This window comes from Pseudoalteromonas aurantia, assembly GCF_005886875.1.
GTDB classification, from domain to species: Bacteria; Pseudomonadota; Gammaproteobacteria; order Enterobacterales; family Alteromonadaceae; genus Pseudoalteromonas; species Pseudoalteromonas aurantia_A.
Window position 1 is genome coordinate 1 of the sequence record NZ_PNBY01000072.1, and the last position, 13,031, is coordinate 13,031.

General features: G+C 41.7%; 7 protein-coding genes. 2 read left to right on the forward strand and 5 right to left on the reverse strand.

Annotated elements, in window-relative coordinates:
* Positions 1 to 770: 770 nt before the first annotated feature.
* Entirely contained in the window at positions 771 to 1,790 is a 1,020-nt protein-coding gene (locus CWC18_RS14745) for a helix-turn-helix domain-containing protein (protein ID WP_138675562.1), read from the reverse strand.
* Positions 1,787 to 2,701 (reverse strand): GGDEF domain-containing protein, encoded by a 915-nt coding sequence (locus CWC18_RS14750; RefSeq protein ID WP_138675563.1) that lies wholly within the window; start codon positions 2,699 to 2,701, stop codon positions 1,787 to 1,789. The genes CWC18_RS14745 and CWC18_RS14750 overlap by 4 nt, the downstream gene beginning before the upstream one ends.
* 345 nt (positions 2,702 to 3,046) lie before the next feature.
* Between CWC18_RS14750 and CWC18_RS14755 the strand changes: the two genes are divergently transcribed.
* Together CWC18_RS14755 and CWC18_RS14760 are read left to right on the forward strand one after the other, a co-directional pair.
* A complete protein-coding gene (locus tag CWC18_RS14755) occupies positions 3,047 to 5,833 on the forward strand; it encodes a TonB-dependent receptor (RefSeq protein ID WP_138675564.1) in 2,787 nt (928 codons plus the stop codon).
* Between the two features lie 49 nt (positions 5,834 to 5,882).
* Positions 5,883 to 7,187, forward strand: a complete 1,305-nt coding sequence (locus CWC18_RS14760) for a metallophosphoesterase (RefSeq protein WP_249348291.1) — start codon at positions 5,883 to 5,885, stop codon at positions 7,185 to 7,187.
* Positions 7,188 to 7,274: 87 nt separating this feature from the next.
* Here CWC18_RS14760 and CWC18_RS14765 read toward each other — a convergent pair whose 3' ends face one another.
* The 3 genes from CWC18_RS14765 to CWC18_RS14775 form a co-directional block, all read right to left on the reverse strand.
* Positions 7,275 to 8,474, reverse strand: coding sequence for a hypothetical protein (locus CWC18_RS14765; protein WP_138675565.1), 1,200 nt, complete (start codon positions 8,472 to 8,474; stop codon positions 7,275 to 7,277).
* Positions 8,475 to 8,573: 99 nt separating this feature from the next.
* Entirely contained in the window at positions 8,574 to 10,202 is a 1,629-nt protein-coding gene (locus tag CWC18_RS14770) for a trypsin-like serine protease (RefSeq protein ID WP_138675566.1), read from the reverse strand.
* 567 nt (positions 10,203 to 10,769) lie between these two features.
* Complete coding sequence (locus tag CWC18_RS14775; RefSeq protein ID WP_138675567.1) at positions 10,770 to 12,614, reverse strand: S8 family peptidase; 1,845 nt, start codon at positions 12,612 to 12,614, stop codon at positions 10,770 to 10,772.
* Between the last annotated feature and the right edge of the window lie 417 nt (positions 12,615 to 13,031).

A 13,031-nucleotide genomic window follows, 5' to 3' on the forward strand; every position in this document is an offset into this window, starting at 1 on the left:
ATCTTGTCTGAACTAATACATGTAATACATTTTCACCACCGCGTTAATAACTTTGTCTAAATATTCGGTATCCATGGCCCCTTTACGTCGCTTTCGCTTAATGCTTCCCTTAAAGCTACTCCGTGTTTTAGTTGATTTAAGCCCACATGCCTAAACAAACTGAGGTTCCCTGCAGCTGCTCCTCTGTTTATTGGACTTTCATCTTCTCTAAAAGACACACCTAGGACCTAATGTAGATTGTTCTCAGTGGACCAGTGCTTTCGCACTGAGGCTACCATCTCTTCTGCGGTTAAGTCAGCTGAACCGATATAGTAACGCGTGTCGATTAGCTCTTTTCTATTCTCTATACGATAATAAATTGTTTGCCCCATTGTTGTTAGGTTTTGCCAACAAGGTGTCCATTCATAGCTTTGCGACTTTTCTAACTTTGTATTTTCTATACTCTGTCCGATCCTTACCTAGCCCTAAGTAAGCGTGATTTTGTACCTCCTGATTGTCACTTCCTTTATGAAAGTCGTTCTGAAGTGCTCGATGGAGTGTCCCTTGATTATCTTTCAAAGCTAACAAATAATCAGCTCCTTATATTTATGCACCGCGCAAGCGATATTCAAAAAGCGCACTTCGTTACCATTGGTTCTGTGTTGTACCATGCGACAAGTGATCATTTACAATACACCGATTGGGAATTGATTGCAGCATAGGGATAGTCGCAACGTAGTTAAAACACCATTATTGATTTAGTTTGCTTGTATTTGTGCGACTAAGGTGTTTTAAGTATTTAACGCGACTGTGCTACGCAATTGCGAAGGGGTCATGCCAGTCCAACGTTTAAATGTGCGCCGAAAGTTGGTCAAGTCAGAAAAGTTCAACTGAAGCGCAGTTTGTTCGTTCGAGTAGCCCCGCTCAGTAATATTAATGACCGCATGCTGTTTAGCTAAGGCATCTTTAAGGGTTTGCAAAGAAGTATTATGGTGTTTTAACTTTCGTTTGAGGGTCGCTGAGCTGATATTTAAACTATGTGCGATGGCGTCGCTGCTACACTTTGGACTTTTTATAAGTTGTTTTGATACATATTGAATAAACCCGACCGGTTCAAAAGTACTATTGGCTTGCTGCAAATAATAATGATGCATGATTGGGGTTGCAGTGGTTTGTGAAACTCTGAGCAATTCATTAGGTATAGAAATACAAAAATAGGGATGCTCGAACTGATATTGCACGGCCAAGTGAGCATAATACTGTTCTAGGTGTTTAGGGGCACTAAAAGGGAACTTCACGAGTATCTTGTTTGTAAAGTCGAATCTCCATTTACACAGCGCATTCATTTTGGCTGCAATCATTTCAAAGTAAAACTCACTAACCTTGGGCGGGGGCATAGCAATCGCCAAGTTAAACACGTAGTGAGTGTGGCTATCACAGCGATAAGGAATAAAAAACACCAACGGACAGAGCGAAAATTGCTTTAAGCATACCACTCGACTCATTTGCATCAAGTTTTTACAATTGAGTAAAGCTTGCCCACTATAATTGGTTTGATTGAATAACCAATGTTGACCTAATAAAAAGCTAAGCCCGTCACTTGGCAGCAGTTGTATCGTATTTTCTATAACAGTGTTAAGTTGCGTAAAACTCAGCATTTTTTGACTCTTAATTAGGTCATCATAAAAGAGTTTACTGCCTTTCAGTATTTGATGACTATTCACACCACGTTGCATTGCCATTTCAATGAGTGGTAATAATAATGATTGGCTATTTAGGCAAGCTGTTTCGGCATCAAAGTAGGGTTTCATACTGTGGTTGTTCTTTTTTGTTGTTCGAGCCCTTGATTTAGTTCGGTAAGTAAATTGCTCAATGTATCTGTATCAGCCGCTTCGACACAGTGCCAGTGTACTTGACTAAAACCGGTCATAGCCTGATTTTGATCATACGGCGTGTGCTGCGCCACCATATTAGCCACTTGTTCTGTTATGTAGGTTGCTTCTAGGTGACTGGTATTTGGTAATAATACGATGAAACGGTCAGATGCAAAACGACACGCTAAATCGGTATTTCGCAGGTTTAAAGTAATAATCTGACCAATATCAAATAGTAGATTGTTGGCGCGTATAGACCCATAGCGCTGGTTAAAAAGTGCGAATCCTTTTATGTCAAATAAAGCAATGCAAAAGCAATTGGAAGTGCTAGGTAGTTTTATAAGCTCCTGTTCAATTTGTCTTTTCATATAATCAGCACGATACAGCCCGGTAATAAAATCATGTAAACCATGGGTGCGATAAAACCGTTCTTTTTTAGTCAACAGGTGGTTGAGTACACGTTGCTCTTGACCCCAATAATACATTGCTAGGCTCATAAGGATCATGCCAACCACCGCTGGAAATGCTTCTAGGCTGCTTAACCAGCTATGGTGTTTTGAGAAAGTAAAAAACTCATCTAAGAAATCCAGTAATAGGGTTATATGCATGGCACTGAGGCCAAAAAATAACAAGTTAGTTACGGTGCCTTTTGGTCGCATTATTAAGGTGGTGAGTAGCCAAATTAAAGTCATAAAGGCGATCCCTCCTTCAGCAACACTATCTACCCAGTCGATGTCCACTGCAGGTTTTAAGGTACCGAGCTGAAACACAACGAGCAGTGCGAGAAATAGCATGAAAAGCAAAGTGCTTAATAATGTGGTGTGTAATTTTATAAAAGACTGAGACATAGGGATCGCTAATTTATTGGCCGCTGATTAAGCTATTACGCGTTATTGTATTCTCAGAGTAATTCACCTTATAGGGTCACTTTAGCTCACTAAAGGGCACATATTTATGACAATAACTCGTGTTTAGTGGTAGCTGAGCGGTATCTATCACGATAAAGCTGATCCAAGAGGGGGGTTAAATAGGCTCATTACTGGATGAAAATGCATAAAAAACCGGCTAAATGCATCTTTGCGACGTTGTCTAGATAGTTCTGACATATTTGTATCATGTACTTTTTTTACCTTTGCTGCGTTGCCGCATTTAGCGGGACAAACATTGACCTCCTGTGCAAAGAGAAAATAAAAATGAAATTACAAAAACCGTCGAATTTTTCATATTCTAAGCTTGCTTTAGCCACCGCCAGTGTGCTGTTTTCAGTGCATAGCTATGCAAACACATTACAAGGTCGGGTAAGCGATCAAAATAATACCGTGTATTTTGAAGGGGCAAAAGTGACATTAAAAGAGTTATCTCGCAGTGTCAGCTCTGATCGAGATGGCTCATTCAGGTTAACAAACTTACCTGAAGGCCAATATACAGTGCATGTGAGTTATTTAGGCGCGCCTTCGATAGAGCGTACTGTGAAGATTGTAAAAGGTGAGACCCTCAATACGACCATTCAATTGGGTGCTAGTGATGCCTTACTAGAGGATATAATTGTAATGGGGCAACGAGCTGGGCAGGCTGGTGCTTTGAATAGACAAAAAAACGCACTTGGCATTAAATCTATTGTGAGCAGTGATGCAATTGGGCAACTGCCAGACCAAAATGCGGCTGAAGCATTACAGCGATTGCCTGGTATGTTTATTCAACGAGATCAGGGTGAAGGGCGTTTTGTTGGGATCCGTGGGATTGACCCTAGTTTGAATAACGTCACGATAAATGGGGCGAATGTACCATCACCTGAGTCGGGTGTACGCAGTGTGGCGATGGATGTTATCCCCAGTGAATTAGTGCAAAGTTTGGAAGTGAGTAAAACAGTTACCCCTGATATGGATGCCAGTGCAATTGGCGGGAGTATTGAAGTTAAAAGTTTAAGTGCTTTTGATAGAGAAGGCCGCAGTTATAGTGTGACTGCACAGGCAACGAATAATGCGCAAGTTGATAAAACGAGTCCAAAGTTATCAGGGAGTTTCACAGATATAGTCGCTTTGTCGAAACAGTATGATTTAGGTGTTGCCGCAGCGGTGTCTTGGTCACAGCGCCAGTTCGGTTCACACAATATGGAAACTGACGGTGGTTGGCAATTATATGATATTGAAGATGCCACAGGAGAAGAAGTCAGCCTATTTGGTGCGCAGGAAATAGAGCAACGCCATTATGTGATAAAACGTGAGAGATTAGGGGCCGCACTGAATTTAGACTTACACTCAAGCCAACTGAGTAAGTACTACTTACGGACATTGTTCAGTGAATTTTCAGATGATGAGTTTCGTCAGCGAAACGAGTATAAGTTTGATAAAGGTACATTGGTCTCAGGGACTCATACGAATACCTCTGCGATATTCAGTAATGCAGAAATGGATAGAGACACCAAAGACCGCTATGAGTCACAAAAAATTATGTCGTTGGTGCTAGGAGGTGAGCATCAACTTCGAGAATGGTTTGTTGAATATAGCGTAGGTTATTCAAAGTCTAGTGAAACAGAGCCTAACCGTATTGATACTGATTTTGCAGCTGATGAGCTCATGATAGGGTATGGCAGCCTATCAGAAACACCTACTTTAAGTCGCAATGAAAGCGCACACGATTTAAGCCGTTTTGAACTGGATGAAATTGTATGGGAAAACAACCGAGCTGAAGATGATGCTACTAGTTTCAAAATCGATTTATCTAAAGAGTTTCTAGTAGCTGGTTTTAACAGTGAGTTTAAATTTGGCGTAAAATATTCAGAACGGGACAAAATGAACGATACTCATACTACCGTTTTTGATGGTGGTTTTGATGATGCACTGGCGAGTCAATTTGGTAGTGCCTCACCCTCATATAGTCTAGGTGATTTTGGACCTGGTTTGTCTCGCACTGGTATTGCTCAATTTGTAAAAAAGAACCGAACACATTTTGATATCAACCAGTTAGATAGTGAAATTGAGAGTAAAGGGCGCAGTTATCATATTTCAGAGGAAGTACTGGGGGCATACGCTATGTTAACGGTCGATATAGGCCAGTGGCAAGTTATTGGCGGAGTCCGTTATGAGGGGACAGACTTTAGTACATCGGGTAATAAGGTTGAGTTGATCAAAGACGATACAACCGACACTGAGCGGGTTGATTTGAGCCGATTTGATGCTGTAAAAGAGTATGAGCATATTATGCCCAATTTTACAGTGCGTTATGATTTTACCGAGCAACTTATTACACGTTTTGCGTATACCAACACCATCGCGCGCCCTGGGTTTTCTGATGTTGCGGCATTTCAAATTGTTGAAACTGAAACGAGCCTAGAGGATGACAACATCGAAGTGGAGCGCAAAGCGGAAGTGGGTAATCCGGCTCTTGACCCTTATGAGTCTCATAACTTAGATATGTCGTTAGAGTATTATCCAGGTAACATTGGAGTGATTTCAGCTGGGGTGTTTTACAAAGACATTGACAATTTCATCAGTATTGAACAGGTACAGGATAATGGACTGTGGCAAGGGTATAAAGAAGTTGTTCAAGCGGTGAATGGAGGGGCTGCCAGTTTAGCTGGACTTGAACTTGCGTATACAAAAAACTTTCATAGTGGCTTGATGTTTTCTGCCAATGGTACCTTTATTGACGCTGATGATACATTGCCAAACCAATCAGATATTGTTGCCAATATTATGTTTGGTTATGAGAGCAATAACATCAGTACAAGGCTCAGTAGCAGCTATAAAAGCAAGAGCTTTATGTTTGAAGAGAATGGGGCTCGTGTATATCAAGATGCGCATCTGCAACTCGATTTTAGTGCAAAATACAATGTTACAGAACAAGCACAACTGTATTTTAATGCTGTTAACTTAACGGATGAACCCTACTATGCGTATCACGGGACTCCAGATTATAACTATCAATATGAAAGCTATGGCCGTGCTTTTGAATTGGGTTTCACATTGACATCACTATAGTTTTTTGAAAATTGAGGAGGTCTGTCAGTGAGAGCTGGCGGTAATAAATATGAACAAAAGTTTATTTTATAGCATGGTCGCGTCGTCGACTATTTTAGCTGGATGTGCCAGCACCGTTTTTAGTAAAAATGTACAGCAACCAAATAGTGCCAATCGCATCGCTTTTTTGGCCTTAGGTGATGGGGGATACCATACTGATTACCCAAAAACTAAGCATATTCTAAATCCCAAAACTAAAGCTGAATTTATAGCTGCGGAGAAAAAAGACTGGATAGCTGATCATCGACCATTAGAAGAGTTCAGTCATGCGCCGATTTATGTTTATCCAGAAACGAATATTGCCACTGAGCAAGGGGGGGCGATAGCGGTTGGCAAAGCTATGGCAACCCTGTGTGCATCTGAGTTGTGCCAGTTTGCCATTCAATTGGGAGACAATATATATCCTGATGGTGCCGATGCGAACGATGGCAAAGATGACCAAAAGCGCATGGATGATTTGATTTTAAAGCCGTTACAGCCGTTATTTGCACAGCAACCTGATCTCGTTGTGTATTCGGCACTGGGTAATCATGATTGGAAAACCTCTAGGAAGGGCGTTGCGTTACAAACCGAATGGATGGCCACTCAACCCAATTTTTATATGGAGGAGCGCGGTTACTATAGTTATAAACAAGGTACTGAGGGGAATGACGTAGAGTTTTTCGTACTTGATACGAATATGCTCCTCTCAGGTCAACATTACTACGAAATCCCTTTGCGTAGCGATGGCTCAGAGCAAGGACTTGCAGCCGCATTGGCAAGTGGTGAGGCAGAAATTGAGGATATAGAACGTCATGAAGTGCCTATTAATGGGGAAGACCATAAACAACTGGCTTGGTTAGCAAATGGCTTGAAAAACTCGACGGCAAAATGGAAAATTGTATATGGGCACCATATTCTTTGGTCCATTGGCGGAAGTAAGTATGACGAAGGTCATGTTTTACGGCGGTTAATATTACCTGAATTATGTGAATATGCTGATGCATATATTGCGGGTCATGAGCATGACTTAGAACTATTAACGGATGATTGCTCGCGTGTACTTCCTGGTAATAAAAAGGCCAAATTACCACTTATAATTAGTGGCGCAGCATCAAAAATGCGTGGTAAACATACCCCCTTCTCTGAGCAACAAGAAAAGCGTTATCCTGAGTATGACCTAATTTGGTCAAAAAGTTTTACATGGGGTTTTGCGTATATAGCGTTGAATAATCAAGACGATAAATTGCAAGTACAGTTTTATAGTACACCGAGCTCAGGTTCTGGCGAGCTTGTTAAAGAGCAAGCGTTTAGTTTTGAACACCGCAGTGATTGAATGATGTATGAATGATGCGGCCGTAGGCAACATATTAATTATGCTGCTTACGGAACGCATTAAGGTTTTGTAACAAACTATGTTTATTTATTCACTGTGCTCAAAATAAATACGATAAGTAGAGGACCAAATCGGAAAATCTACTTCCATCACATAGCAAGCAAATTGGGTATCTTCGAGTTCACTGTAATTGAGTAAAAATGCGATCTTTTCGGCCAATTCAGGATGTTCAGTAATATAGTTTTGTGGCGACTCTAATGAAACAACCTGTAATTGAGGGAAGTCAGGCAGTCGCTCTGTCCACATGTCGGCTGCATTGAGCTTCCCTTCTTCGACTTTCTGATTGCCATGGTAACAGCCTACTTTCACGTTGCTGGTCGCATTGATTTTTTTATCAACAAAAACCAATAATGTGAGCTTTTTTGCCGGATTTTTTATGGAAATACTGGTGGATGTACATTGACTACTGTGTGTAAGCGGGTTCACAAGTTCATCTGGGTTATTGAAAATAAATGTTGCATCCAATGTGTCGACGTTCGGGATCTCATCAAAGACCATTCCTGAGTTACTGACTGAGTAGCTGGTATAGGCATTATAAAACCCAGGAGAAGATAAGGGCTCTACAATGCCAATACTGAATTGATTCTGCTCTATTTTTGATGTTTGGGTTAGGCGAGCTGGCTTATTAAAATCATTGGGGTGTGGGTGAGAGTAAAATTGTACAAAGGGAGCAGCTTCTTGCGCACGTTGTATACCTAATTTGCTTATCATGGCGACCTCTTGCAAAAAGTGCGTGTTGCTTGAATTTACTGTCAACACATAACTGCAACAGACGTGGTCAATACTAAAACCTAATAATGATTTAGCAGCATAATATAGTTGCGCTCGATTATCACTTTTAGAGGGGCTTTTTTTATAGTGTAACGCATTTAACTGACGCTTTAAATCTGCATGGCTTGAAGCATGCTGTGCAATAGCTCCTGCGTAAAGTTGGTGGGCTTTGCTCAATTTTTCATAGCTTGTGGCGGAAATATGCGGTGACGCCTTTTCGATAAACTCTTGCAACGCTTTTACGCCGGGCAGTGCACATAATACTTGATGGCCATCGGTTAATTTTTGCGCCGTAAATACACGCTGACTATTGGAGCGGTGGTAATTTAAGAATATCGTCAGAGAATTTATACTGTGCACATGTGGCGCAAGTTCTGAAAGAGCAAGTTTAAGCACGCTTTTAAGACGTTCACCAAGGCGCGTTAATTCTGACGAAGTTTGTTGATTAAGTCCCATGAAATTAGGTAAGTATGTTTGTCATACTGCTCAGGTTACATGGGACTTAGGCTTTTTAAAAGTCAGGTTGAAAGACTAATAAAACAATTATCAAAATATTTACTGACATGTACCATTTGCTTGCCACGCACCCCATGGACCTGAGGCGGTTGGATTTTCTCCTTGGACCCACCAATTGGCGCGATAAATCATATTGCCGACCGTGACTTGATCACCCGCGAGGTAGATTTGCTCACTAGACCAAGGCTGAATGCCATTACAATTGGTATTGTCGCCACTAGAGACTATCACTGTTTTTGTAAATTGACTCACTTGCCCCTGATCATCTGTTACGCTTAAGCTTACCTGATAACTGCCATTGGCACGGTAACTATGTGTAGGTGAAAATGCATTGCTACTAGTGCCGTCACCAAACAACCAATTTGTTTGTGTGATTTGGCCATTGTCGCGACTTAAATTTGTAAACGTGGCAACTAGCCCTAAAGTCGTCACTGAAAAGTCGGCTGTTGGAGCGGGATCTGTGATATCTGAGCAGGCTTGGCCTTTTTTCCAAACTTGGCTGTATCTATCAGGGGCTGCGCCTTGTGACCACCAAGTTGCCTCATATTCAAAGCCTTGGTAGCTGACTTTATCACCTAAGGCATAGGCAATTGTGGCGCTCCACGGTGTCACGCCATTACAGGGAGTCGCAGTGCCTATTTGAATTGACTGAGCTGTTGTGTGGGTTTGTTGTGCTGAATCCGTAACCGTTAAACTTACGGTATAGGTGCCAGCTTGGGGGAACTGGTATGTTGGGTTTGCATTGGTCGATGTGCCGCCTTGGCTATCACCAAATTGCCAATAATGCGCTATGATACTTGTATCATCGCTTGAACGGTCGGTAAATTGCGCGGTGAATTGATTGACTTGTACATCAAAATCAGCAACTGGTGGCGCGTCAATAGGATCAAGCAGGCCAGTTTTATTCTGGATCCAGTTTAAATAGCTAGTGGTTCTGGTAAAGGCAGTTGCACCACTACAACCGATTCCCCAACTGACGGTCCCCATGCTATAAAAGTCGTTACCAACTCTCACAGCATAAGGGCCACCACTGTCGCCATTGCAGGCAGACTTGCCACCTTGGCCACCGCCACAAATCACGGAGTTAGGTATATTATAATTTAATTGGCTAGAGCAATTGGCATTGCTTATTACTGGCAGTGCGACTTCTAATAAGCGGTCACTTGGACGACCCCGGTTTGAGGTTAATCCCCATCCAGAGACAGTAACGGAATTACCAACACTGGCATATTGACGTTCGATTTCCGCAGTTGGCAGTTTAGCTGGGGTATATTTTGCTTCTGCTGGAGACGCTAATTTCAGTAGCGCAATATCGTATCCTGAGCGGATCCCATTCGCACCACGCCATTGCTCATGATTAATGATCTGAGAAACACGCAATACTTGCCCATCATTTTGAGACAGTGAATGCGCACCAACTTTTACCGTGAGGTTACTGGTTGATGCAGTGTCTAAACAATGTGCCGCGGTGAGCACCCACTCTCGACTAAGTAATGTACCACCACAACCTTGTCGGCCATTCATTAGTAGGGCAACTTGATAGGGTCTTGAGTAAGCGGGAGTTTCTGTACCACCAACAATGTTTGGTGATACGTCTACGGCGGATGCAGATGTGCTCATACTGGCTAAAGAGCTCAGTATTGCCAATGCAGAAAGTGTCATTTTCATGTTGTATCCTTAAGTTCTCGTTATTGAGTAATCTAGAAGTAATCTGAGATACACCTAGATTGCAACACTTTGTTGACAATTTAGTCATGGTATGACCTGTCTTTTTGGAAGGATGCAAACCAGCAATAGGCGAAAAAACAACCTTTTAAATGTAACCTTTTATTTACATTGCACGTATTATGTAGACCGAACTAATTGGCTTTCATACAATAAATTACGTGCTTGATACAAAAATAATGTCGGTTCAGGTCGAAATATACAGTAAATAATAAGAAATTATATTGACGTGTTTGAATCATTGAGGCAGATAATCGCATCTGATTATTTAAATCTTGTAGCGGGACATTATATTACTTTAAAAAGAGCTACAAATTGCCAACTCTGTTTTAAAGAGTTGGCATTTTAGTTTATAGGCACTTGACTAAATTACTGTTCATTTTTAAGTGCAAAATGCGTAAGTAACGGGGTAAGCAACATTGATAGCATAATTCAGTAATGCAACTTCTCCTTTGTTATTACTATTCGAGCGTGTCGCAAGCTTTGAACAGTCATTTAATACATTGAGTATTAGTGACCATAGAAGCGAATGTTCCAGCCGATCAGGTTACCGGGCTGGCTGTTATTAGGTTGGTATTTGTCAGCGCGTTGCGGTAAATTGACCACCGAGTCTGCAATGAACTCACCACTGGAAACGTCATATGTTCTCTCACTCCAACCATCTTTAGCATTAGTGTCTACAATGCGAAGCTTCCAGTCACCTTTGGCAGTTTCACCATAGAAATGATTTGATAGCATAAGTGTGTTATCAAATTTATTGCCTTCAAGGTCAGTACCGGCATGAAGTAATACACTGCGCGTGTTACTCGGCGAAATGAGTTCAATCGATAAGTCGCCTAGACGGTCGTGCTCTAAGCTTAATCGAACTTGTACACCTTCAACGGTAAGGGTTTCAGTTTGTGTATGTACAGACTGTGTTGCTGTAAAGTTATCGTATATTGCAGAGTCACCTGATACGCGCACATCGTAATTGCGTACTTTAAGTTCAGGTAAAATAGTACCTGTTTGTAATGCCTTTTCGACCGCTGCGTCGACGTTCACTAAGCCAAAGCCATAGTCATTATGAAAAGGCAGCCCTGCAGCATTGATTTGCCAACCAGGAATGGCTTCAAAATCACCAATGGTACGAGGTGCGCTGTCTGCATGTACTTTTGTTGCTGTTGTGATCATAAGGTGTTTTACATCACGCCAAGATAGTTGATGGTTGGCTGACATGATCAAGGCAGTTGCACCAGATAGTGCAGGTGCTGCTGCAGAAGTGCCATTCATACCATTGGTATAAACAGGGTATTCACATTCATTCTCAGCTTGATCTTTACACCATTTTGGTAGGTCGGTCGTTACGATGGCAGGGCTATGAACACCGTATTCTCCGGCAGGTGCGCCAAGTAATACCGCAGAACCAGCTGACGAGTAATTAGCGAGGGTGCCATTTGCATTTAGTGCAGATACCGTAATGTTCCAGAAGTTAGCGTTGGTTGGATCTGCCACAGATGTGTTATAAGCAGGTAAGGCATAAGCATTTGGATAAACAAGCGTTAATTCACCTTTTTCACGATCACTCCAGCGACCGCCAATAAAGTGGTCATTACCCGCAGACTTTATTGATGCAGAACCTCTCCCGCCATGGCTTTGTGTTGCAGCAATTTGCTGCACATCTGCAATGTTTTCGAAGAAGCCAAGGTACGTATTATAAATAGTTGGATCGCTAAATGTGTAACCAATACTTTGGTTAATAACACGTGCATCAGTAAATTTATTCATGGGCTGAACTGCGCCATCCATATCCATAACAGAACGAATAGCCAGTGCTAAACCTGGTACATTGGATTGATTTCCAATCAGATTTGCACCAGTCAGTGTCGCACTAGGTGCAACACCACGGCCGCCATGGTTGTTGAAGGCTGAAGCGGCAGCAATGCCCGCTACCATTGTGCCGTGATTATCAATTTTATTGCGACCTCTAGAAAAGTACTCGTAAATATACGGATCTGGGTTTGGCGTTGTGCCTTGTGCTACATTCGATGTTAAGTCAGGGTGATGTGTAGCAAGGCCATCATCAATAATCGCAATATTGATCCCTTGACCAAAAATTCCGCGTCGGTGTGTAAAATCAAGATTTAAGTCAATGCCTGCTTTCCCCGGGTTGGCAGCTCCAGCAGTTTGCCCGGTATTTTGTAAGTGCCATTGTTGGAAAACGAGCGGATCCCCACCAGCTAGTTGGTAGGTATATTCCCACACGTGCTTGGTGGGATCATAGTTATCACTGTTATTGTCAAAGCCCTCAGCATTTGCTTGATTTAGCGCAATCAATAAGCTCGCTGCGATTAAGTGAAGTGTTGTGTTTTTTGTCATCGTAATTTCCTGTTTACGTATTTTTTGTTGATAGTTAAAACAGAATCTTTTTGATTAAATAACAAAAAACATGTTTATTTTTAGATTTAATTTGTGATCAATAATGTTTTTTGGACTTTTATTTGGAGGCTTTTATCGTTGTTATGTATTGTGTCCAGAGTGGACATAGGGGTGAATCAAACGATTGAAAGCTATATGATTGATACTATCAAGCTGTATTGGTACAAAGGGGAGTTTCCTATGCTCGCCTTATTTGTAGATCATAGATTTGCCTTGTTTACAAAGTGTGATCCCGCCCTGAGAAAACCCTGAATTAACAAGTTTAAATGTACTTCGAAATAATCTAGTTGATCTCGATGTGACGCAAAATACATCGCTGACAACCCTTTTATACGATACGGGTGTGAACTGCACTGG

Excerpts from the sequence above, each read along its gene's own strand:
- CWC18_RS14745 (WP_138675562.1), bottom strand. The coding sequence starts at position 1,790 with ATGAAACCCTACTTTGATGCCGAAACAGCTTGCCTAAATAGCCAATCA.
- CWC18_RS14750 (WP_138675563.1), bottom strand. The coding sequence starts at position 2,701 with ATGTCTCAGTCTTTTATAAAATTACACACCACATTATTAAGCACTTTG.
- CWC18_RS14755 (WP_138675564.1), top strand. The coding sequence starts at position 3,047 with ATGAAATTACAAAAACCGTCGAATTTTTCATATTCTAAGCTTGCTTTA.
- CWC18_RS14760 (WP_249348291.1), top strand. The coding sequence starts at position 5,883 with ATGAACAAAAGTTTATTTTATAGCATGGTCGCGTCGTCGACTATTTTA.
- CWC18_RS14765 (WP_138675565.1), bottom strand. The coding sequence starts at position 8,474 with ATGGGACTTAATCAACAAACTTCGTCAGAATTAACGCGCCTTGGTGAA.
- CWC18_RS14770 (WP_138675566.1), bottom strand. The coding sequence starts at position 10,202 with ATGAAAATGACACTTTCTGCATTGGCAATACTGAGCTCTTTAGCCAGT.
- CWC18_RS14775 (WP_138675567.1), bottom strand. The coding sequence starts at position 12,614 with ATGACAAAAAACACAACACTTCACTTAATCGCAGCGAGCTTATTGATT.